21 protein-coding genes are annotated in these 22,709 nt (G+C 69.5%); 6 read left to right on the top strand and 15 right to left on the bottom strand.

The annotated features are described in order from the left end of the window. Positions 1 to 2: 2 nt before the first annotated feature. The 5 genes from tal to ACIA03_RS15810 all read left to right on the top strand — a co-directional run bounded on the left by tal (position 3) and on the right by ACIA03_RS15810 (position 5,975). Positions 3 to 1,106: a transaldolase gene (gene tal / locus ACIA03_RS15830; protein ID WP_396984056.1), complete on the top strand. Its 1,104-nt coding sequence runs from the start codon at positions 3 to 5 to the stop codon at positions 1,104 to 1,106. Next, entirely contained in the window at positions 1,106 to 2,758 is a 1,653-nt protein-coding gene (gene pgi / locus ACIA03_RS15825; RefSeq protein ID WP_396984054.1) for a glucose-6-phosphate isomerase, read from the top strand. Before tal ends, pgi begins: the two co-directional genes overlap by 1 nt. Then, entirely contained in the window at positions 2,755 to 3,495 is a 741-nt protein-coding gene (gene pgl, locus ACIA03_RS15820) for a 6-phosphogluconolactonase (RefSeq protein ID WP_396984052.1), read from the top strand. The genes pgi and pgl overlap by 4 nt, the downstream gene beginning before the upstream one ends. A gap of 150 nt (positions 3,496 to 3,645) precedes the next feature. Then, on the top strand, positions 3,646 to 4,836 hold the full coding sequence (locus ACIA03_RS15815) for an endonuclease (protein WP_396984050.1): 1,191 nt from the start codon (positions 3,646 to 3,648) through the stop codon (positions 4,834 to 4,836). A gap of 170 nt (positions 4,837 to 5,006) precedes the next feature. Beyond that, positions 5,007 to 5,975: a type IV toxin-antitoxin system AbiEi family antitoxin domain-containing protein gene (locus tag ACIA03_RS15810; protein WP_396984048.1), complete on the top strand. Its 969-nt coding sequence runs from the start codon at positions 5,007 to 5,009 to the stop codon at positions 5,973 to 5,975. Positions 5,976 to 6,133: 158 nt separating this feature from the next. On the opposite strand, the gene ACIA03_RS15805 is transcribed toward ACIA03_RS15810, so the two are convergent. The 15 genes from ACIA03_RS15805 to ACIA03_RS15735 all read right to left on the bottom strand — a co-directional run bounded on the left by ACIA03_RS15805 (position 6,134) and on the right by ACIA03_RS15735 (position 21,765). After that, on the bottom strand, positions 6,134 to 6,493 hold the full coding sequence (locus tag ACIA03_RS15805) for an RNA polymerase-binding protein RbpA (RefSeq protein WP_008357153.1): 360 nt from the start codon (positions 6,491 to 6,493) through the stop codon (positions 6,134 to 6,136). Positions 6,494 to 6,625: 132 nt separating this feature from the next. Further along, complete coding sequence (gene secG / locus ACIA03_RS15800; protein ID WP_008357155.1) at positions 6,626 to 6,856, bottom strand: preprotein translocase subunit SecG; 231 nt, start codon at positions 6,854 to 6,856, stop codon at positions 6,626 to 6,628. A gap of 30 nt (positions 6,857 to 6,886) precedes the next feature. Then, positions 6,887 to 7,696: a triose-phosphate isomerase gene (gene tpiA, locus ACIA03_RS15795; protein ID WP_396984045.1), complete on the bottom strand. Its 810-nt coding sequence runs from the start codon at positions 7,694 to 7,696 to the stop codon at positions 6,887 to 6,889. Next, positions 7,696 to 8,919, bottom strand: coding sequence for a phosphoglycerate kinase (locus ACIA03_RS15790; RefSeq protein WP_396984043.1), 1,224 nt, complete (start codon positions 8,917 to 8,919; stop codon positions 7,696 to 7,698). The genes tpiA and ACIA03_RS15790 overlap by 1 nt, the downstream gene beginning before the upstream one ends. Positions 8,920 to 8,957: 38 nt before the next feature. After that, on the bottom strand, positions 8,958 to 9,956 hold the full coding sequence (gene gap, locus ACIA03_RS15785; protein WP_396984040.1) for a type I glyceraldehyde-3-phosphate dehydrogenase: 999 nt from the start codon (positions 9,954 to 9,956) through the stop codon (positions 8,958 to 8,960). 186 nt (positions 9,957 to 10,142) lie between these two features. Next, complete coding sequence (gene whiA, locus ACIA03_RS15780) at positions 10,143 to 11,129, bottom strand: DNA-binding protein WhiA (RefSeq protein ID WP_045547796.1); 987 nt, start codon at positions 11,127 to 11,129, stop codon at positions 10,143 to 10,145. 60 nt (positions 11,130 to 11,189) lie between these two features. After that, a complete protein-coding gene (gene yvcK / locus ACIA03_RS15775) occupies positions 11,190 to 12,170 on the bottom strand; it encodes a uridine diphosphate-N-acetylglucosamine-binding protein YvcK (protein ID WP_396984037.1) in 981 nt (326 codons plus the stop codon). Positions 12,171 to 12,172: 2 nt separating this feature from the next. Next, positions 12,173 to 13,039 (bottom strand): RNase adapter RapZ, encoded by an 867-nt coding sequence (gene rapZ, locus ACIA03_RS15770; RefSeq protein ID WP_141792971.1) that lies wholly within the window; start codon positions 13,037 to 13,039, stop codon positions 12,173 to 12,175. 3 nt (positions 13,040 to 13,042) lie between these two features. After that, positions 13,043 to 15,019, bottom strand: a complete 1,977-nt coding sequence (uvrC, locus tag ACIA03_RS15765) for an excinuclease ABC subunit UvrC (protein WP_396984034.1) — start codon at positions 15,017 to 15,019, stop codon at positions 13,043 to 13,045. A 79-nt stretch (positions 15,020 to 15,098) separates the two neighbouring features. After that, positions 15,099 to 16,073, bottom strand: coding sequence for a BMP family protein (locus ACIA03_RS15760; protein ID WP_396984032.1), 975 nt, complete (start codon positions 16,071 to 16,073; stop codon positions 15,099 to 15,101). A 26-nt stretch (positions 16,074 to 16,099) separates the two neighbouring features. Beyond that, positions 16,100 to 17,272: an amidohydrolase gene (locus ACIA03_RS15755; protein WP_396984029.1), complete on the bottom strand. Its 1,173-nt coding sequence runs from the start codon at positions 17,270 to 17,272 to the stop codon at positions 16,100 to 16,102. Then, positions 17,269 to 18,240: an ornithine cyclodeaminase family protein gene (locus tag ACIA03_RS15750; RefSeq protein WP_396984027.1), complete on the bottom strand. Its 972-nt coding sequence runs from the start codon at positions 18,238 to 18,240 to the stop codon at positions 17,269 to 17,271. The genes ACIA03_RS15755 and ACIA03_RS15750 overlap by 4 nt, the downstream gene beginning before the upstream one ends. Then, a complete protein-coding gene (locus ACIA03_RS15745; RefSeq protein ID WP_396984025.1) occupies positions 18,240 to 19,160 on the bottom strand; it encodes an ABC transporter permease in 921 nt (306 codons plus the stop codon). Before ACIA03_RS15745 ends, ACIA03_RS15750 begins: the two co-directional genes overlap by 1 nt. Further along, positions 19,157 to 20,191, bottom strand: a complete 1,035-nt coding sequence (locus ACIA03_RS15740) for an ABC transporter permease (protein ID WP_396984023.1) — start codon at positions 20,189 to 20,191, stop codon at positions 19,157 to 19,159. Before ACIA03_RS15740 ends, ACIA03_RS15745 begins: the two co-directional genes overlap by 4 nt. A gap of 8 nt (positions 20,192 to 20,199) precedes the next feature. Beyond that, positions 20,200 to 21,765: an ABC transporter ATP-binding protein gene (locus ACIA03_RS15735; protein ID WP_396984021.1), complete on the bottom strand. Its 1,566-nt coding sequence runs from the start codon at positions 21,763 to 21,765 to the stop codon at positions 20,200 to 20,202. 131 nt (positions 21,766 to 21,896) lie between these two features. Here ACIA03_RS15735 and ACIA03_RS15730 point away from each other — a divergent pair, with 131 nt between their 5' ends. Beyond that, positions 21,897 to 22,604, top strand: a complete 708-nt coding sequence (locus ACIA03_RS15730; RefSeq protein ID WP_396984018.1) for a GntR family transcriptional regulator — start codon at positions 21,897 to 21,899, stop codon at positions 22,602 to 22,604. Positions 22,605 to 22,709 lie beyond the last annotated feature (105 nt).

The raw sequence follows: 22,709 nt of genomic DNA, 5'->3' as shown, positions 1-22,709 counted from the left end.
CTATGTCTGACCGTCTCAAGGCGCTGGCCGACGCCGGCGTATCCATCTGGCTCGACGACCTCTCCCGGGAGCGGATCGAGACCGGCAACCTGGCCGAGCTCGTCAAGGAGAAGTCCGTCGTCGGGGTGACCACCAACCCGACCATCTTCGCCGCCGCGATCTCCAAGGGCGAGCGCTACGACGAGCAGCTCCGCTCGCTGGTGGCCGAGGGCAAGGACGTGGACGAGGTCATCTTCGGCCTCACCACCGAGGACGTACGCAACGCCTGCGACATCCTCGCTCCGGTCGCCGAGGCGACCAAGGACGACGGCCGGGTCTCGATCGAGGTCGAGCCGACCCTGGCCAACGACACCGACGCGACGATCGCCTCCGCGAAGGCGCTGTGGGCCGCGGTCGACCGTCCCAACGCGCTGATCAAGATCCCGGCGACCCTCGAGGGGCTCCCGGCGATCACCGCCACGATCGCCGAGGGCATCTCGGTCAACGTGACCCTGATCTTCTCGGTCGAGCGCTACCGGGCGGTGATGGACGCCTACCTGACCGGTCTGGAGCAGGCCAAGGCGGCCGGCAAGGACCTGTCCACGATCCGCAGCGTGGCGTCGTTCTTCGTCTCCCGCGTCGACACCGAGATCGACAAGCGACTCGAGGCGATCGGCACCCCCGAGGCCACCGCGCTGCTCGGCAAGGCCGCGGTGGCCAACGCCATCGCCGCGTACGCCGCCTTCGAGGAGGTCCACAACTCCGAGCGCTGGACCGCGCTGGCCGGTGAGGGCGCCAACGCCCAGCGGCCGCTGTGGGCCTCGACCGGGGTCAAGAACCCGGACTACCCCGACACGCTCTACGTGACCGACCTCGTCGTCGCCGACACGGTCAACACCATGCCGGAGAAGACCATGGAGGCCTTCGCCGACCACGGCGAGGTCAAGGGCGACGTCGTCACCGGCAAGGGCGCCGAGGCGGCCGCGGTCTTCGAGTCGCTCCGCTCGGTCGGTGTCGACCTCGACGATGTCTTCGAGGTGCTGGAGACCGAGGGCGTGGACAAGTTCAAGGTCTCCTGGGTCGAGCTCGTCGACACCGTGCAGGGCCAGATCGAGGCGGTCAAGTAGTGGGCGGCCCGGTCGACGCGACGACGACGGACGCCTGGAAGGCACTCACCGAGCTGCGAGCCGGTATCACACCTGACCTGCGCTCGTGGTTCGCCGATGATCCCGGCCGGGCCTCACGCTTCACCTATCAAGCGGCCGACCTCCATGTCGACCTCTCCAAGAACCTCCTCACCGACGACCTCCTGGCCGCTCTGCTGGCGCTCGCCGAGCAGGTCGGCCTGGAGGCACGGCGGGACGCGATGCTCGAGGGCGAGCACATCAACGTCACCGAGGACCGGGCGGTGCTCCACACCGCCCTGCGTCTTCCCGCGGACGCCTCCCTCGAGGTCGACGGCACCGACGTCGTGCCCGCCGTCCACGAGACCCTGGCGAAGATGTACGCCTTCGCCGACCGGGTCCGCTCCGGTGAGTGGAAGGGCGTCACCGGCGAGCGGATCCACACCGTCGTCAACATCGGCATCGGCGGCTCCGACCTCGGCCCGGTGATGGCCTACGAGGCGCTGGAGCCGTTCCGCCACCCGGAGATCGAGTGCCGGTTCATCTCCAACATCGATCCCACCGACGCCGGCGTGACGCTCAAGGGGCTCGACCCGGCGACGACGCTGTTCATCGTCTCCTCGAAGACCTTCTCCACGCTGGAGACCTTGACCAACGCCCGCCTGGCGCGCGCCTGGCTCCTCGATGCGCTGGGCGACGAGGTGGACGCCGCCGACGCGGTGAAGAAGCACTTCGTCGCCGTCTCCACGGCGCTGGACAAGGTCGCGAACTTCGGGATCGACCCGGAGAACGCCTTCGGCTTCTGGGACTGGGTGGGCGGCCGTTACTCGGTCGACTCCGCGATCGGCACGTCCCTGGCGATCGCCGTCGGCCCTGAGGGCTTCGCCGAGTTCCTCGGTGGCTTCCACGCGATCGACGAGCACTTCCGCACCACCCCGCTCGACCGGAACGTGCCGGCACTCATGGGTCTCCTCAACGTCTGGTACGTCAACTTCTTCGACGCTCAGACCCACGCCGTGCTGCCCTACTCCCAGCTGCTGCACCGGTTCCCTGCGTACCTTCAGCAGCTGACCATGGAGTCCAACGGCAAGTCGGTCCGCTGGGACGGCACCGCGGTGACCACCGACACCGGCGAGGTGTTCTGGGGCGAGCCCGGCACCAACGGGCAGCACGCGTTCTACCAGCTGATCCACCAGGGCACCCGGGTGATCCCGGCGGACTTCATCGCGTTCGCCAACCCCGCCTATCCGCTCGCCGACGGCGACATCGACGTCCACGAGCTGTTCCTGGCCAACTTCTTCGCCCAGACCCAGGCGCTCGCCTTCGGCAAGACCGCCGAGCAGGTGCGCGCCGAGGGCACCGCGGAGAGCATCGTCAACGCGCGGGTCTTCTCCGGCAACCGGCCCACCACCTCGATCATGGCGCCGTCGCTGACCCCGGGCGTGCTGGGTCAGCTGATCGCGCTCTACGAGCACATCACCTTCACCCAGGGTGTGGTCTGGGGCATCGACTCCTTCGACCAGTGGGGCGTCGAGCTCGGCAAGCAGCTCGCCCTGCAGATCAGCCCTGCCGTCTCCGGCGACGAGGCCGTCGCCGGCCAGCAGGACACCTCCACCCAGTCCCTCATCGCCTACTACAGGGAGAAGCGCACGTGACCAGCGACGGTCATCCCGAGTCACTCATCGAGGTCCACGACACCGCCGGGGCCCTGGCCTCGGCCGTCGCCGGGGAGTTCCTCAGTCGCCTCGCCGACCTGCAGGCTGCCGGCGACATACCCACCATCGGGCTCACCGGTGGCACCATCGCCGAGGCGATCCACCGCGAGATCGCCCGGCTCGCACCCGAGTCGGGTGTCGACTGGGGTGCGGTCGAGTTCTTCTTCGGCGACGAGCGCTACGTCGCCGCCGACTCCCCCGACCGCAACGCCGGCCAGGCCCGCGCCGCCTTCCTGACCTCGGTCGGGGTGCCTGAGCATCGCATCCACGAGATGCCCGCCACCGACTCCGGCCTGAGCGTCGAGGAGGCTGCGGCGCAGTTCTCCCAGGACGTACGCAGCCACGGCTCGGGCGGCTTCGACATCCTGATGCTCGGGGTCGGCCCCGACGGCCACATCGCCTCGCTCTTCCCCGGTTTCCCGCAGCTCGAGGCAAAGGACGCGATCGCTGTCGGCGTCACCGACTCCCCCAAGCCGCCGCCCGAGCGCATCACCTTCACCTTCGAGGCGCTGCGCCGCTCCACGACCGTCTGGTTCCTGGTCAGCGGCGAGGGCAAGGCCGACGCGGTCGCCAGGGCCCACGCGGGCGCCTCGATCACCGAGATCCCCGCGACCGGCGTCACCGGCACCACCGAGACGACCTGGTTCCTGGACCGAGCCGCCGCCTCCAAGCTCTGACCCCCTTCACCGACTCGGCGCGACTGTCCCACCCAGAAGCGCCGAGTCGGCGCAAATGTCTCAGGAACTCCGTTACCCAGGTTGCTAACGGCAGGTAAATCTTTGCCGCATCGGGTTCCGCCCGCATCTGCCGACTGCCACCATCCGGACATGTCCTTCAGCGTCTCTCGGCGGCTGCGCCTCACCCTGGCCAGCCTCGTTGCCCTCGCTCTGGCGAGCTTCATGGCGGTCGTCATCACGACCGCCCCGGCCCAGGCGGCCACGATCACCGTATCCACGGCGATCGCCACCCAGAACGGCTCGACGGCCACCGTGCGCGGCTACGTCGTCGGCCAGCCCACCGCGACGAACACGGTCGTGACCAGCAACTATCCCAACGACTACGCGCTCGCGATCGCCGACTCGGCCTCGGAGACCAGCACGTCCAAGATGCTCTACGTGCAGATCCCCGACACCTTCCGCAGCTCCTGGGGCCTGCAGTCCAACCCGAGCCTGAAGGGCCGCCAGATCGATGTGACCGGCACCCTGACGGCGTACTTCTCCCACCCCGGCCACAAGAACGCCACCGCCTTCGCGTTCGCCGGCTCCACGCCGACCCCGACCCCGACGCCCACTCCGACTGCCAGCCCGACCGCGGACCCGAACATCCCGGCGGGCTACTACGACTCCGCCGCGGGCCTGTCCGGCTCGGCGCTGAAGTCAGCGCTGCACAACATCATCGACGGCAACACCACGCTGACCTACAGCGAGGTGTGGGAGGCACTGAAGGTGCTCGACCAGGACCCGAACAACTCCGCGAACGTCATCGAGTTCTACTCCGGAGTCTCCACACCGAAGACCAACAACGGCGGAGACGCCAACAACTGGAACCGCGAGCACACGTGGCCGCAGAGCCACGGCGACTTCGGCACGAGCAACGGCCCGGGCACGGACGTCCACCACCTGCGCCCCGAGGACGTCACCGTCAACTCCACCCGGGGCAACAAGGACTTCGATCTGGGCGGTTCCGCCGTCGCGGAGTGCAGCGACTGCTGGACCGACGCCGACTCCTTCGAGCCCCGCGACAGCGTCAAGGGCGACCTGGCCCGCGGCATCCTCTACATGGCGGTGCGCTACAACGGCGACGACGGCTTCGCCGACCTCGAACTCAACAACTCCGTCAACGGCTCGACCAACTACCTCGGCAAGGTCTGCGTCCTCCTGGCCTGGCACAACGCCGACCCCGTCACCACGGCCGAGCAGGCGCGCAACAACAAGATCTACGCGACCTACCAGCACAACCGGAACCCGTTCATCGACCGCCCGGAGTACGCCGCGTCCATCTTCGGCGCAACCTGCTGACCCACCCCGCCGAGTCGGCGCGTCTGTCCCAATCAGAGGCGCCGACTCGGCACGTCAGTCCCGTTCGAACGACTCGAGTCGGCGCGTCAGCCCCATCTTGTCCACAGACTTTTCCACAGCCCGCCGATGTCCGGTGGCGGTTCCATGGGCGGGCTCCCAGACTCTGGGCCATGGATATCGACGAGATGCTGTTCAACGGATCCCTCGGGAGCACCTTCCCGTTGCCGGCGACCGAGCCGTTCACCTTCAAGATGGCCCGCGAAGCCGGGATCTCGCGGAGGCGGCTCGGCACGCTTCTCGAGACGGGCCTCCTGCGCCGCCCCATCAAGGGCGTCTATCTGGCCACCGAGGTGGGCGACTCTCTCGCCGTCCGCGCTGCGTGCTTGAGACTGGTCGCACCCGCCGACTGCATCGTCGTCGACCGACATGCCGGCTGGCTTCTTGGCGCCGAGATGATCCTCGCCCCCGGCGAGCACATCAGCCTTCGGCCGCTCTCGTTCTTCCGCCCGGCCGGCCGCGGCCGTCTTCGCAATGACATCGCCAGCAGCGGGGAACGTGACGTGGCGGACAGCGAGACCGACGAGATCGGCGGCCTGAGGGTCACCACTGCGCTGCGTACGGCCTGGGATCTCGGTCGCGTCCGCTGGCCTGACGAGGCGATCGCCGGGGTCTCGATGATGCACCGGCTCGATGCGTACGAACCTGAGGAGTTCATCGAGGGCATTGAGCAGTTCCGCGGTCAGCGATGGGTCACCACGCTTCGCGGAATCGGTCCGCTGGCGGATGGTCGGTTCGAGTCACCGCCCGAAGCGGTGCTGGGCCTGCGCTGCCATCTTGCGCGGTTTCCGATGACGCCGCAGGTCGAGGTCTCCACCGCGACCGGGGAGTTCGTTGCCCGTCTCGATCTGGCCAACGAGGACCTTCTCGCGGCTGTCGAGTACGACGGTGCGGAGTGGCACTCCTCCCCCGGCCAGCAGGTACGCGACCGGGAACGGCGTCTGGACGTGTGCCGAGAAGGGTGGCTGGTCGAGGCGTTCACGAAGAGCGATCTCTTCACGCGGACTGGAACCGCAGACGTACGCATTCGGCAGCTGCACCATCGGGCGCTCCGGCGGCGCGGTCGACGTCTGGCGAGCTGACTGGGACAGTTGCGCCGATTCGCCCGCTCAGGGCGAGACTGACGAGCCGACTCGTTCACTTCAGACGGGACTGACGAGCCGACTCGCGCCCCTTGAGCGGGACAAATGCGCCGAGTCGGCGCGTCTGCGTGGAACAGATGCGCCGACTCGGCGGGGGGTCAGAAGATGATCTCGCCGGACTTCCGGCGGGAGCGGAGGAGGGCGATGGCCTCCTCCAGGATGTCCTCGGCCTCGGCGTCGGAGCGGCGCTCCTTCACGTAGGCGAGGTGGGTCTTGTAAGGCTCGATCTTCGGCGCCGGCGGCGCGTTCTCCTCGTCCAGACCAGCCGGGAGCCCACACTTGGGGCAGTCCCAGGAGTCCGGCGGCGTCGCCTCGACGGCGAAGGTGATGACCGAGCGATGTGCGTTGGCGCAGAAGTAGGTGACGGCCTTCCGTGGCGCAGCTTCGCCGCGCTCCGCCTCACCCATCGGCCCAGCACCGACTCGGGAGCCCCGAATCGCGTTCCCTCCACCTGCCATGGTGCTGCGGTGTCCTCTCTCAACTTAAATTTCGCAGCCCCGAGAGGCCACTTTGGGGGATTCGGACGGCAAAATCTCCGTCCAGCGTCGATGAGTTTAGACGCTATCGCGCGTGCGCTGAAGGGGAATGCTTCAGTAGGCCATCAGCAGGCCGAGCGCGATCACACAGGCGAACCAGATGACACCGATGCCGATGGTGAGCCGGTCGAGGTTGCGCTCGACGACCGAGGATCCACCCAGCGAGCTCGAGACACCGCCACCGAACATGTCGGAGAGTCCGCCACCGCGGCCCTTGTGGAGCAGCACGAGCAGGATCATCAGCGCACTCGCGATGACCAGGATGATGGTGAAGAGAAGTTCCACGTCTGAAATCCTATCTGGAGAGCCGCAAACCTACAGCACCGGTAGGTCGTAGTAGCGGGAGATCGCCGCGAAGTCCTCCACGGAGAGGCTCGCGCCGCCGACCAGGGCGCCGTCGACGTCGCTCTCCTGCATCAGCGCGGCCACGTTGTTGGGCTTCACGGAGCCGCCGTAGAGGATGCGTACGCCCCCGGCGATCTCTGCGCCGTAGAGCTTCTCCAGCCGCTCCCGGATGCCGGCGCAGACCTCCTGGGCGTCCTGCGCGGTGGCGGTCTCGCCGGTGCCGATCGCCCAGACCGGCTCGTAGGCGATGACGACCTGCGCGACCTCGGCGTCGGTGAGGCCGGCGAGCGAGGCCTCGGCCTGACCGGTGCAGTGCTCGAGGTGGTTGCCGGCCTGGCGGATCTCGAGGCCCTCCCCGACGCAGACGATCGGGGTGATCTTGTGCTTGAGGGCGATCTTGGCCTTCTGCGCGACGATCTCGTCGGTCTCGCCGTAGTGCTCACGGCGCTCGGAGTGACCCACGATCACATAGGTGCAGCCGAGCTTGGCGAGCATCGAGGCCGAGACCTCGCCGGTGTAGGCACCCGACTCCTGGGTGGAGACGTTCTGGGCGCCGTAGGTGATGCGCATCTTGTCGCCGTCGACCAGCGTCTGCACCGAACGGATGTCGGTGAACGGCGGGAAGACCGCCACCTCGACGGCCGCGAAGTCGTGACGCTTGTCGGAGAGCGTCCAGGCGAGCTTCTGGACCAGGACCACCGCTTCTTGGTGGTTGAGGTTCATCTTCCAGTTGCCCGCGATGAGCGGGGTGCGCCCACCGGCCTGCTTCTTGGCCGCCATCAGCCTAGGCCCCCGACCACGGTCGCCTCGTCGAGCACGGCGATGCCCGGGAGCGTCTTGCCCTCCAGGTATTCGAGCGAGGCGCCACCGCCGGTCGAGATGTGACCGAACTGGTCGTCGGCGAACCCGAGCTGGCGGATCGCTGCGGCGGAGTCGCCGCCGCCGACGACCGAGAGCCCGTCGATCGTGGTCAGCGCCTGGGCGACCGCCCGGGTGCCCTCGGCGAAGGCGGGCTGCTCGAAGACGCCCATCGGACCGTTCCAGAAGACCGTCTTGGCGCCCTCGAGCGCGGCGGCGTAGGTCTGCGCGGACTCCGGGCCGATGTCGAGGCCGAGCGACTCGGCCGGGATCGCGTTGGCCGCGACCACGCGGGCCGAGGCCTCGTCACCGAAGGAGTCGGCGACCACGACATCGGTCGGCAGCAGGATCTCTACGCCGATCTCCTCGGCGCGCTCGAGATAGCCGAGCACGGTGAGGATCTGGTCCTCCTCGAGCAGCGACTTCCCGACCTCGTAGCCCTGGGCCTTGAGGAAGGTGAAGACCATGCCGCCGCCGATGAGCAGCTTGTCCGCCTTGCCGAGCAGGTTGTCGATCACGCCGAGCTTGTCGGAGACCTTCGAGCCACCGAGGACGACCACGTAGGGACGCTCGGGGGTCTCGGTGAGCCGCTTGAGCACGTCGATCTCGGTGGCCACCAGGTCGCCCTGGGCGCTGGGGAGCAGCTTGGCGACGTCGTAGACCGAGGCCTGCTTGCGGTGGACCACGCCGAAGCCGTCGGAGACGAAGGCATCGGCCAGGGCGGCGAGCTCGGCGGCGAAGGCCGCCCGCTCGATGTCGTCCTTGCTGGTCTCACCGGCGTTGAAGCGTACGTTCTCCAGCAGGGCGACCTGGCCGTCGGCGAGTCCGCCGACGACCGAGCTGGCGGAGTCGCCGACGGTGTCGGTTGCGAAAGCGACCTCGGCACCGAGCAGCTCGCCGAGGCGGACCGCTACAGGCGCCAGCGAGTAGGCCGGGTCCGGCTCCCCCTTCGGCCGACCGAGGTGGGCGACCACCACGACCTTGGCGCCGGCGTCGGCCAGCGCCTTGATCGTGGGCACCGAGGCACGGATGCGACCGTCGTCGGTGATCGTGGTGCCTTCCAACGGGACATTGAGGTCGGAGCGCACGAGAACTCGCTTGCCCGCGACTCCCTGCTCGATGAGCTGCGTGAGATTCAGAGACATAACGGGCTAGACCCTAACCTGTGAGGCAGGTCGCTGGGTCACAGGCTCGCGCCAACGTACGCCACCAGGTCACCGAGCCGGTTGGAGTAGCCCCACTCGTTGTCGTACCACGCGGCGACCTTGACCTGGTTGCCGATCACCTTGGTCAGCGGAGCGTCGAAGATCGAGGACGCCGGGTTGGTGACGATGTCGGAGGAGACGATCGGGTCGGTCGAGTAGACGAGGTACTTCCCGTCGGCGGCCTTCTCCATGATCGAGTTGATCTCCTCGACCGAGGTCTCGCGCGAGGCCTCGAAGGAGAGGTCGACGATCGAGCCGGTCGGCACCGGCACCCGCAGGGCGTAGCCGTCGAGCTTGCCCTTCAGCTCCGGCAGCACCAGACCGATCGCCTTGGCGGCGCCGGTCGAGGTGGGCACCACGTTGAGGGCGGCCGCACGGGCGCGGCGCATGTCCTTGTGGATGTTGTCCTGGAGGTTCTGGTCGGCGGTGTAGGCGTGGACGGTCGTCATCAGGCCCTGGTTGATGCCGACGCCGTCGTTGAGCGCCTTCGCCAGCGGCGCCAGGCAGTTGGTCGTGCACGAGGCGTTGGAAATGACCGTGTGGGCCTCGGGGTCGTAGACCGACTCGTTGACGCCCATCACGATGGTGGCGTCCTCGTTCTTCGCCGGCGCGGAGATGATCACCTTCTTCGCCCCGCCGGAGTCGATGTGGGCGCGCGCCTTGGTGGCGTCGGTGAAGAACCCGGTCGACTCGATCACGACGTCGACGTCGAGTTCCTTCCACGGGATGTTGGCCGGGTCACGCTCGGCGTACGCCTTGATCTCCTTGCCGTCGACGACGATCGCGTCCTCGGTGGCCGACACCTCGGCGCCGAGCGGGCCGAGGATCGAGTCGAACTTCAGCAGCGTCGCGAGGGTGGCGTTGTCGCTGAGGTCGTTGACACCGACGATCTCGATGTCGAGGTCGGAGGCGCGCACCGCGCGGAAGAAGTTGCGGCCGATCCGGCCGAACCCGTTGATGCCTACTCGAACTGTCACGTGGACTCCTGGTTCGCGTCGAGAACTCTGTGTGCGGGATCACCCGCTGACGCCGACACTACCCAGCGCCTCTGAACCGTGGGAGAGTGGGTTGGATCGTTCCAAAAGACGGACGAGTAGCAAACGGCCCGGGCCCCTCGATCAGTCGAGGGGCCCGGGCCGGATTTCAGGTTGTGGATGCTGCTCTCAGGCGTCCTCGGCGAGCATCTCCGCGGTCAGCGACGCCTCCGTGTCGGGGATGCCGAGCTCCTCGGCCCGCTTGTCGGCCATGGCCAGCAGGCGGCGGATGCGGCCGGCGATCGCGTCCTTGGTCAGCACCGGGTCGTGGAGCTGTCCGAGCTCCTCGAGCGAGGCCTGCTTGTGCTCGAGACGGAGCTTGCCGGCCTGGCGCAGATGGTCGGGGATGTCCTCGCCGAGGATCTCCAAGGCGCGCTCGACGCGGGCGCCGGCGGCGACCGCGGCACGGGCCGAGCGGCGCAGGTTGGCGTCGTCGAAGTTGGCGAGCCGGTTGGCGGTGGCGCGGACCTCGCGGCGCATCCGGCGCTCCTCCCAGGCCATCAGCGACTCGTGGGCGCCCAGACGGGTCAGCAGCTGGCCGATCGCGTCGCCGTCACGGATGACGACACGGTCCACGCCGCGGACCTCGCGGGGCTTGGCGGAGATGCCGATCCGACGGGCGACACCGACGAGGGCGAGGGCCGACTCCGAGCCCGGGCAGGTCACCTCCATCGAGGAGGAGCGGCCCGGCTCGGTGAGCGAGCCGTGGGCCAGGAAGGCACCGCGCCAGGCGGCCACCGCGTCGCAGGCTCCGCCCGAGACGACGGCAGGCGGAAGACCCCGCACCGGCCGGCCACGCTGGTCGAGAAGGCCGGTCTGACGCGCCAGCGCCTCACCGTCCTTGACCACGCGCACGATGTAGCGGCTGCCCTTACGAAGCCCGCTCGCCTGGATGAGAGCCACCTCTGCCTCGTGACCGAAGACGTCGGCGATGTCTCGCTTCAATCTCCTGGCGGCCAGACCGGTGTCGAGCTCAGCCTCGACCACGATCCTGCCGGCCACGATGTGGATCCCCCCAGCGAACCTCAACGTCGAGGCAACCTCTGCCTTCCGGCAGCATGTCTTGGTGATCTGAGTGGAGGCCAGCTCGGCCTTCACCTGTCCCGTCATCGCCATGCCGGAGAGTCTTTCATTGATGTCAACGACCCTCTAATCGGTTCCACGCCGGGGCCCCGCTCACCCCGCGCCGATCACCCTCGCGTACGCAGCGGCCAGCCGCTCCGGGTCGTGGCGCGGGGTCCCGTCGCCGACGGCGACGTCGGCCACCTCGACCTGCGCACCGCACTTCTCGGCCACCCGCGACAGCTCGTCGAGGCCGTCGAGGGAGGAGTCGACGAGGACGGTGTGGATGCGGAGGTCGGGGGCGTGCTCGAGGAGGACCGAAAGATGCTCGGCGGGGCCGAAGCCGGTCGTCTCCCCCGGCTGCTCGCCGAGGTTGAGCACGACGACGATCTTCGCGGAGGTGGCGACCAGGGCCTCGCGCAGCGCGCGGACCATCAGGTGCGGCAGGACGGAGGTGAACCAGGAGCCGGGCCCCAGGAACACCCACTCCGCCTCGCGGATCGCCTCGACCGCGTCCGGCGCGGCCGGCGGGTTGTCGGGGATGAGCCGGATCGACTCGATCTTGCCCTCGGTGCTGGCGACCTCGACCTGGCCCTGCACCGAGGTGAGGGTTGCGGGAGACCCGGGCACCAGGCCGCGTACGTCGGCGACGATGTCCATCGGCACCAGCGCCATCGGCAGGACCCGGCCCTTGGCGCCCAACAGCCGGCCGACCCAGTCGAGCGCCTCGACGTGGTCACCGAGCTGCTCCCACAGGCCCACGATCAGCAGGTTGCCGAGGTTGTGGCCGCGCATCTCGCCCTCGCCGGCGAAGCGGTGCTGCAGCACCTGCGCCCAGGTGTCGTCCCAGCGGTCCGCGCCGCACAGGGCGGCCAGCGCCATCCGCAGGTCGCCGGGAGGCAGCACGCCGAACTCGCGGCGGAGCCGGCCGCTCGAGCCGCCGTTGTCGGCGACCGTCACGATCGCCGTGAGCTTGTCGACGGTCAAGTCGTCGACCAGCAGCCGCAGCGCGCTCAGCGACGCATGCAGTCCGTGCCCTCCCCCCAGGGCGACGACGGCCTGGGCATCTGCCCCGGGTCGGTCGGCCCCGGCCACTCTCACTCCCGCCCGAGGTCTCGGTGAATCGCCTTCGCGTCCAGGCCGGCATCTCGCAGCCGCCTGGAGATCTCCTCCGCCATCGCCACGCTGCGGTGCTTGCCACCCGTGCAACCGATCGCCACGCGCATGAACCTCTTTCCTTCGTGGAGGTAGCCCTTGGTCACTCCGATGAGCACCGGAACATACCCGCTCAGGAACTCCTCCGCACCAGGACGCGAGTAGACGTAGGCCGCGACGTCGGGGTTGTCACGTCCGTTGCCGTCCTTCAGCTCCGGCACCCAGTGAGGATTCGGCAGGAAGCGCATGTCGGCCATGAAGTCGGCGTCGACCGGGATCCCGTACTTGAACCCGAAGCTCACCACCGACACCTTCAGCGTCGTCCGCTCCGGGGTGCCGAACGCCTCGGCGATCCGCGCGGTGAGCTGGTGCACGTTGAGCTGGGTCGTGTCGATGACCAGGTCGGCGGCGCCGCGCAGGCTGGCCAGCACCACCCGCTCGCGCTCGAGGGCGTCCAGCAGCCGCTCGTTGCCGCGCTGCATCGGGTGGGGCCGCCGCGCGGCCTCCTGACGGCGCACCAATGTGTCGTCGGCGGCGTCGAGGAAGACCAGGGTCGTACGCCGCCCGGTGGCTCCCTTGGCCACGATCTCCTCGAGCTCGGCGAAGAACGACCCGGAACGTACGTCGGTCACGACCGCCACCGGCTGCTCCGGGCCCCGGGCCGCGTCGACCCGCTCGACCACCTGCGGGAGCAGGCTCGGCGGCAGGTTGTCGACGACGTAGTAGCCGAGGTCCTCCAGCTCCTTGGCGGCGGTGCTCCGCCCGGCACCGGTCATCCCGGTGATGACGACGACCTCCCCCTTGTGCATGACCTACTCCTCGATGATCTCGCCGGTGGTGACGTTGATGGCGCCAACCTTGCCATTCTTCGCCGTCTGCTCCACAGCGGTCTTGATCGCTGTCGCGGTGGCGGGGCCGATGCCGGGCACCTGGGCGATCTCCTCGACGGTCGCCGCGCGGAGCTTCTTGAGCGAGCCGAAATGCTTTATCAGGGTCTTGCGGCGCACCTCGCCCAGGCCGGGTACGTCATCGAGCAGGCTCTCCACCATGGACTTGCTGCGCCGGCCGCGGTGGTGGGTGATCGCGAACCGGTGCGCCTCGTCGCGGACCCGCTGCAGCAGGTAGAGCCCCTCGGAGCTGCGCGGCAGGATCACCGGGTCCTCCTCGTCGGGGACCCAGACCTCCTCCAGGCGCTTGGCCAGGCCGACGACCGGGATGTCGTCGATGCCGAGCTCGGCCAGGGCGCGCTGGGCGGCGGCCACCTGGGGCGCGCCGCCGTCGACGACGACCAGGCCCGGGGCGTAGGCGAACTTGCGGGGCCGGCCGGTCACCGGGTCGACCAGCATCGGACCGCTGGCCCCCTCGACCTCGGTCGAGACGATCGACGTCGACTGCTCGTCGAGAAGCCGCTTGAACCGCCGGGTGATCACCTCGTGCATCGCCTTGACGTCGTCGGAGCCGTCCTGGCCCTTGATGATGAACCGGCGGTATTCCGACTTGCGGGCCAGGCCGTCCTCGAAGACCACCATGCTGGCCACGATCTCGGTGCCCTGCAGATGGGAGATGTCGTAGCACTCGATCCGCAGCGGCACCTCGTCGAGCTCGAGCGCCTCCTGGATCTCCTCCAGCGCCCGGTTGCGGGTGGTCAGGTCGCTGGCCCGCTTGGTCTTGTGGAGCGCCAGGGCCTGCTTGGCGTTGTTGGCCACGGTCTCCTGGAGGGTCTTCTTGTCGCCACGCTGCGGGACCCGGATCCGCACCTTCGCCTTCCGCGCATCGGAGAGCAGCTCCTCGAAGGTCTCGTGGTCGGGCGGCAACGCCGGGACCAGGATCTCGCGCGGGATGGCCTCGGCGTCCTCGCCGGCGTAGAGCTGGAGCAGGAAGTGCTCGACCAGACCGGCGGTGTCGGCGTCGTCCATCCGGTCCGCGACCCAGCCGCGCTGACCCTTGATCCGGCCGCCGCGTACGTAGAAGATCTGCACGCCGACCTCGAGCGGATCCTCGGCGAGGGCGATCACGTCGGCGTCGGCGCCGTCGCCGAGCACCACCGCCTGCTTCTCCAGGGCGCGCTGCATCGCGGCGAGGTCGTCACGCAGCCGGGCGGCCTTCTCGAAGTCGAGCGCCTCGGAGGCGGCGTACATCTCCTTCTCGATCCGCTTCGTGAAGGTCGTGGTGTGGCCGGCCATGAAGTCGCAGAAGTCATCGACGATCTCCCGGTGCTCCTCGGCGGAGATGTTGCCGACGCAGGGGGCGGTGCACTTGTCGATGTAGCCGAGCAGGCAGGGGCGGCCGATCTGCTGGGAGCGCTTGAAGACGCCGTTGCTGCACGAGCGCATCGGGAAGACGCGCAGCAGGATGTCGACGGTCTCGCGGATCGCCCAGGCGTGGCCGTAGGGGCCGAAGTAGCGGGTGCCCTTGCGCTTGGCGCCGCGGCCGACCATGACCCGCGGGAACTCCTCGCCGACGGTGACCGCGAGCCACGGGTAGGACTTGTCGTCGCGGTACTTGACGTTGAACCGCGGGTCGAACTCCTTGATCCAGGTGTATTCGAGCTGGAGCGCCTCGATGTCGTTGTTGACCGTCGTCCACTCGACGCTGGCGGCGGTGGTGACCATCGTCGCCGTACGCGGGTGGAGGCTCGGGATCGGCTGGAAGTAGTTCGCGAGCCGTTGACGCAGGTTGATCGCCTTGCCGACATAGATCACCCGCCCCTTGGGATCGCGGAACCGGTAGACCCCGGGCTGGGTGGGGATGTCTCCAGCTCTGGGGCGATAGCTCTGCGGATCGGGCACGTTCCAACCCTAGTGGTGACCACGGACAGAACCGGTCGGACCGGGCGCCCGCGGTCACGGGCGCCCGAAGCCTGCCGGGTCAGGGCTGGATCGCACCAGAGGCGACATCGGCCTTGATCTTGTCGATCGCGGACACGACGGTGGCGGCGTCGGTGCAGACGACGATGTCGGTGGCGGCCTCGTCCTTGACACCGAAGGGCACCTGAGCAGCCTCGAAGGTGTCGTTCAGCATGGCATCGACGGCGTACTCGAGGGCGTAGCCGGTGTCCTCCTTGACGTAGCCGATGACCCCTTCCTCGCTGCCGCACTCCTTGGGCAGCGGGCCACCGACGATGCTGGCGCCTCTCTCGGCAGCGGCCTGCGCGAGGCCCTGGTGGCCGAGGTTGAGCTGCTGCCCGAGTACGTCGGCGCCGGCGGCGAAGTCGGCCAGGCCGGCCTGCTTGGCCTTCGCGACATCATTGAAGTCGCCGACGTACTGGGGCTCGAGCACCTCGATCGAGGGGACGGCCCTCGTGGCGCCGGCCTCGAACGCCTCCGCGGTCTGGACGATCGCGGGCAGCTCCAGACCGCCGACGAAGGCGACCTTCCCGGTCTTGCTGGACAGGGCGGCCAGCGCCCCGGCCAGGTAGCCGCCTTCGGCCTGCCGTGGGTCGTAGTAGGCGAGGTTGTCGAGCGGCTCCGCGTCGGCGGGGCCACCGATCTCGACGAACTTCACGTCGGGGAAGGTCGGTGCGACCTGACGTACGACGGCATCGGTCTGGCCACCGTAGGAGACGACGAGGTCGGAGCTGCTGGCCAGGCGGGTGAGGACCTGCTGGTAGTCGGTCTCAGGGACCTGCTCGGCCTTGCTCAGCTCGACCTGGTCGCCGAGCTCCTTCTCGATGCGCTGGTAGCCGCCGTACCCGGACTGCATGAACCCGTCGTCGGCGAGGTTGCCGGGGAACATGACCCCGACACGGAGCGCGTCGGTGGTGCCTGCCTGGCTCGAGCTGCAGGCGGTGGTGCTGATGGCGAGTCCGGCTGCGAGCAGCGCGGAGACGAGGACGGTACGCATGAGGGTTCTCCTTGGTGAAGGTGTGGTCAGAGGTCGGAGGTGAGGACGCCGTCGCGCGCCACGAGCACGCCACGCTTGAACACGAGGTGTCGGGAGGCGCGGGTGACGACCGCCTCCGCCTCGGAACGTGAGTCGAGTACGACGAGGTCGGCCACGTCGCCGACCTCGGTTCCGTGGTCGTCCACGCCCAGCACGGCCGCGCCGCCGGCGGTGGCGAGGAAGAGCGCGTGGGCGATGTCCGGGTCCGAGTCGAAGGCGTTGCGGTACGCCAGCTGGTGAGCGCGCTCGAGCAGGTCGCCGTTGCCCCATGGCGACCACAGGTCACGGATGCCGTCGCTGCCCAACCCGAGACGTACACCTGCCGACGCCAGCGCCCGTACGGGAGCGAGCGGGTCGTTGTGAGCGGCGCAGGTGGTCAAGGCGATGTCGGCGCTCGCCAGGCGGGCGATCTGCTCGATCTGCTCAGCGCCCGTGGCCTCGGCCAGGGCGTAGCAGTGGCTGACCGTGACTCGTCCCTGCAGCCCGGCCTGCAGCGTGCGCTCGATGATCATGTCGAGCTCGCGGCGGCCGAGCTCGTCGTGGTCGTGGAGATGGATGTCGACCGGCACGCCGTGGCGGACCGCCAGCTCGAAGACGGTCTCGAGGTGCCGGTCCGCGTCGCCGTCGACACCGACCGGGTCGATCCCGCCGACCACCTGCGCCAGCCCCTCGGAGAGCGCGATGTCGACGAGGGCGACGGTGCCCGGGTTCGAGAGCAGGCCGTACTGCGGGAACGCGACCTGCTCGACGTCGACCAGCCCGCCGAGCGAGGCGGTCGCCTCGGCGACGGCCTCGAACCCGTCGAGGCCGAACTCCGGCGAGACATCGGTGTGGGTGCGCACCCGGGTGGTGCCGGCGGCCACCATCGTCCGGAGCAGCTCGGTGATCCGAGGCGCCGACGGGACGCCCCAGCGGGAACGGCCCTCGCGGGTGTAGGCGATCTTCTCCGCGAGGTCGCTCCCGGCGGTGTTGGGAACCCACGGTCCCGACCAGAGGGTCTTGTCGAGATGACAGTGGGCATCGACGAAGCCGGGTACGACGACGCGACCGTCGAGGTCGATCTCGGCCCGGCACGGATGGGCCTCGACGATCCGGCCGCCCGCGAGGTGCAGATCGCGCAGCTCACCGGCGATCCGGGCGTTGCGAAGACGGATGCTCATCGGCCGAGCTCCACCTCGAGACCGATCCCCTCCGCGCGTGCCCGGTCGATGAGCAGGCGTACTCCGGCGAGGTCCTGCAGGCCCACCCCGACGGAGTTGAAGAGGGTGATCTCGTCGTCGCTGCTGCGTCCGGGCGTCGTCCCGGCGAGCACGGAGCCCAGCTCGTCAGCGACATGGGCGCGGTCGACCGCGCTCTCGGCGAGCGGGATCATCACGTCGCCGGAGTCGTGCCAGGAGGTGGCGCGGGTGTCGACCACGACCCGTGCCCGTCGGATCCCGGCGGTGTCGATCTCGCGGTGGTCGGGTCGTGGCGGGGCGCCGACGGCGTTGATGTGCTGGCCCGGGCGGAACCAGTCACCGCGGATGTAGGCCTCGCGCGCCGGCGTGAGGGTGCACACCACGTCGGCCGCGGCAACGACCGCCTCCGCGGTCGGCATCACCTCGGCGTCGTAGGCCGCGGCCAGCGATCGGGCCCTCGCGCCGGTTCGGCTCCACACGACGATCCGGTCGAAGTCGTGGACGTGGCGCAGTGCCTCGACATGGGCGCGGGCGAGCTCACCGGCACCGACCAGACCGAGCACCCGACCGTCAGGGCGGGCCAGGGCGGCGGTGGCGACCGCGGACGCGGCGGCGGTGCGTACCCGGGTCAGGACCGCGCCGTCGACCAGCGCCTCGGGGGTGCCGTCGTCGGCCGAGACCGCGAGCACGACCGAACGCTGGGTGGGCAGGTTCCGGGCACGGTTGCCGGGCAGGTCGGCGAGGAGCTTGACGGTCGCGAGCCGGTCCGGCTCCGAGACTGCGGCCATACCGATGAAGGCGCCGTCGCCGCCCGGCCGCCGCATCGACGGCGCCACCGGGACGACCGCACGCTCGCTCGCCAGGGCGATGTGCGCGCTGCGTACGGCTTCGATGATCGAGGGGTGGTCGATCAGCTTCTCGACGTCGCTGCGGGTGAGGATGAGCGTCATCAGGCACGCGCCTCTCGGGTGAAGGGGGTGGCCAGGGAGGCTGGTGACCGGCTGGTCCCGGCCAGACCGCTGACGGCGAGCAGCGCAAGCAGGTACGGGAGCATGAAGAGCACGGCGGTCGGGAGGTGGATGCCGAGGGCCGGTGCCGCGAACTGGAGCGCCTGGGCGATCCCGAAGAAGAGGCAGGCCAGTGCCGTGGGCCAGGCTCGCCACCGGCCCGCGATCACCGCGACGACCGCCAGGTAGCCGGCGCCGGCCGTGATGTTGTCGGTGAAGGCGTGGATGTCGGCCAGGACCAGCTGAGCGCCGGCGAGCCCGGACATGAAGCCGGTCAGGATGACGGCTCCGAAGCGGGTCGCCCTGACGCCGAGTCCCGCGCGGTCGGCCGAGACGGCGTCCTCACCGATCGCCATGAGCGCGAGGCCGAGCCCGGTTCGGCGCCCGAACAGATAGGCCAGTACGCCCGCGAGCAGGAGTCCGGCAAAGGCGAGTCCACTCTGCTCGAAGAGCGCCGGACCGAGGACCGGGATGCTGCTCAACCCGGGAACTGCGACCTCGCCGAAGCCCGGGACACCGCGACCCTGTGAGAACACCAGCCGCGCCGCGTACGTGGTCAGGCCGAGAGCGAGCGCGTTGATCGCGATGCCGGTGACGAGCTGGTCCGCTCGCAGGTTCACGCTCAGGACGCCCTGCAGGACGGCGACCAGCACGGCGGCCACCAGGGCGCAGACGACCCCGACCACCGGATCGCCGCTCTGGGCGGCGCCGACGGCGCCGGCGAACGCACCGGTGAGCATCATCCCTTCGACGCTGAGGTTGAGGACGCCGGCTCGCTGGCTGATCAGCTCCCCCGTCGAGGCGACCAGGAGCGGGACCGCCAGCCGGACACCGCCGTCGAGGAGCTCGGGAAAGGCACTCATGCTGTCGCTCGCTTCCGCAGGATCGCCGCACCCGCGACGACGAGGATCAGGACGCTCTGGAAGATCTGGACCGACGACGCCGGGACTCCGGCGGCGACCTGGAGGTTGATCCCTCCCGAGGCGAGGAACCCGAAGGCGATCGCGACGGCGGCCACGGCGACGACCGATCGGCCTGCCAGCAGGCCCACCACGAGCCCGGCGAACCCGAAGCCCGCGGTGAAGCCCTCCTTGAGCACGAACGGCACCGTGCCGACCAGGGTGGCGCCGGCCAGTCCGGCAAGTCCGCCGGCGACGCACAGGCTGCTGATCTGCAGCCTCACCACAGGGACGCCGAGGCGGTGCGAGGCGGGTGTGGACTCGCCTACGGCGATGAGCCGCGTCCCGGTCGGCGTCATGCTGAGCACGACCCATGTCACTGCCAGGACGAGTGCGGCGATGAGGATCGCGGCGGTGGCCTGGGCTTCGACCGGCCCGACCAGGGGCAGCCGCGCCGAGGTCGCCAGCGGCGAGGACTGCGGGAGCGTGTCGGCCGAGGTGACCGGCTGCCGCAGCAATGCCTCTTCGTGGACGCAGAGCGTGACCAGGCCGAGTCCGACGAAGTTCATCAACAGGGTGGTGATCACCTCGTTGGTGCCACGTACCGCTCGCAACCAGGCGGGCATCAGCGCCCAGAGCGCACCGCCGGCGAACCCGGCAACGAGTGCGAGACCGACGCCGAGCACCGCAGGAAGGTTCTCCGGGACAGTCGTTCCGACGACGGTGGCCGAGATCCCGCCTGCTGCCAGCTGCCCTTCGCCGCCGACGTTGACCAGCCCTGCCCGGTACGCGACGGTGAACCCGGCCGCGACCAGCATCAGCACCGCCGCGATGTTCAACGCGTTGCCGATGGCGTACGGGGAGCCGACCATGCCGTCCCACAGCACGGCCGTCCCGTCCAGCACGGGCGTGCCGCTGCCGGCGATCAGGGCCGCGGCGACCGCTCCCGCGGCTGTGGCCGCGAGCAGCCAGGCGAGGGCCGGCGATGTGGTCAACCGGGCGATCATGCGGCTGCTCCGACCATCAGGTTGCCGATGTCGGTGCGTGCCGTGGGCGAGGCCGGGTGTACGGGGCCGACCAAACGGCCTCGGAACGCGACGAGGATCCGGTCGCACAGGGCGAGCAGCTCGGGAAGCTCGCTGGAGACGACCAGCACCGCGGCGCCGTTCGCCGCGGCTTCTCTGATCTGGCCCAGCACCGCGTCGACGGCTCCCACGTCGAGACCGCGGGTCGGTTGGGCGGCCACCAGGAACCGCAGCGGATCGAGCCCGAGCTCACGCGCCAGCACGACCTTCTGCTGGTTGCCTCCCGACAGCGTGCTCATCGCTGCCTCAGGACCGGCGGCACGGATCCCGTGCGCGGCGATCACATCACTCGCCGCGCGGTGCTGCGCGGCGCGGCGGAGCAGGCCTCGTGCGGTGAAGTCACCCAGCCGACCGAGAAAGAGGTTCTCCGCCACCGACATCGCCGGGATGCATCCCTCGAGATGGCGGTCCTCGGGGATCACCCCGACGCCGGCCGCCGTACGAGCCGCGGGCGGCTGGTCGAGCAGATCCACCCCGCCGACCGTGAAGCGACCGGTCGCAGATCGCGCTCCGCTCAGGGCTGCGACGAGCTCGCTCTGCCCGTTGCCCTCGACTCCGGCGATCCCGACGATCTCCCCGGCGTTCAGGTCGAGATCCACTCCCTCGACGACGGTCGCGCCGACACCGGCCGGGACGTGGAGGTTCTCGATTCTCACGCTCGGCTCTTGACGGAGGGCTCGCACCTGCTCGACACGGGCGACCGGATCGGGCTCGTCCGCCCTGGCCGGCACGTCCAGGGCCGCGCCGGCCAGGGTGCCGAGATCTGCGATCGGGCGACCGATCATCATCGAGACCAACCGTTCGCGGCCGAGCTCTGCGATCGCCCCGGAACCGGCGACACTGCCGCCGCGCAGCACGGTGGCGTTGTCGCCGACCGCCTCGATCTCGGCGAGCTTGTGTGTCACCAGGACGACCGCGCGGTCGTCCGCCGCGATCCGGCGGACGGTGGACAGCAGCGCCTGGAGCTCGTCGGGGCCCAGCACGGCTGTCGGCTCGTCGAGGATCACCAGCCGCGGTTCGCGCAGCAGCGCCTTGACGATCTCCACCGCCTGTCGCTCGCCGACGGTGAGATCCGAAGGGAGCGCATCGAGGTCGACGGCCAGGCCGTAGTCGGCCTCGATCCGGGCGACCCCGGCCGCCAGCTCACGGTGCGGCAGGCGCAGACGCCGTCCCGCACCAAGAAGAAGGTTCTCGGCAACCGTGAGTGTGGGGACGAGGCTGAAGTGCTGGTGGACCATCGCCACTCCCGCTCGCAGCGCGTCGGAGGGTCGTCGGGGGTCGTAGCTCTCGCCGAACAGCCGCATCTCTCCACGGTCGGCACGGGTCGAGCCGTAGACCAGGTTGCAGAGGGTGGACTTCCCCGCCCCGTTCTCTCCGAGGATGCAGTGCACCTCACCGGCCTGCACGGCCACGTCGACATCGACGAGCGCGTGGAGGGATCCGAAGCGCTTCGCGATGCCTTTGAGCTCAAGGGCTGGGGTCATGTCTCCTCCGTTTTCGGTATACCACTAACCCAACCGCGCTCACATTTCCGTTTCATGCCAGCGAAGTATCAGTGTCGAAAACGGGGTCGCGCGATCGCCCTCGGGCGGCCGTCCTGGAGTAGGCTTCAGGCGTGAGCAAAGGCGAATCACTGCGCGACTACGCCCGAAATGCCATCCGCGAGCGGATCATGACCGTCGATCTCAAGCCTGGCCAGCGCCTGGTCGAGCGCGAGCTTGCAGCCGAGCTCGCCGTTTCGCGTATACCACTAAGGGAAGCGCTCCGGATGCTCGCGGCCGAAGGACTGGTCCTCCTGATCCCCGGCAAGGGAGCCCTCGTGGCCCCGTTCGGTCCCGAGGACGTCACCCACCTCTTCGACGTACGCGAGGTGCTCGAGTCCCTCGCCGCCCAGCTCGCCGCCAGCCGCGCCACTGCGGAGAGCATCAAACCGCTCAACGACTGCCTCGACCAGTCGCGCGCAGCGATCGCCGCCGGAGACACCCAGGGCATCGCCGCCGCCAACGCCGGCTTCCACGCCGAGGTCGTCGCCCTGGCCGGCAACCCGCTGCTCAGCTCGATCATGGGGCCGCTCGCTTCGCGCGTCGAGTGGCTCTTCCGGCTCACCGCATCCCGCGACCCACACGTCCAGTGCGCTGAGCACGAGGCGATCTTCAACCTGATCGCCTCCGGCAACGCATCCGCTGCCGCTGCCAGCGCCTTCGCCCACATCTCCTCCGGCCGCTCCGAGTCCGTCGCCCTCGCCGCCGAGTGGTCCCACGAGTCCGTCGATCCCGAGAAGGTCGCCCGCAGCCGCCGAAGGCGCCGCACCGCAACCGAGTGACATCCCTTGCCGGCGAGCCGGGGAAGGCGCGCCCGCGCACGAACGGCGCCCGGCCGGGGACAGAAGACCCCGGCCGGGCGCCGTCGCTGCGTAGACCTCGACCGA

The sequence above is a fragment of the Nocardioides sp. NPDC051685 genome (genome assembly GCF_044453405.1).
GTDB lineage: Bacteria > Actinomycetota > Actinomycetes > Propionibacteriales > Nocardioidaceae > Nocardioides.
This window is presented reverse-complemented; position numbering and strand designations above follow the sequence as displayed.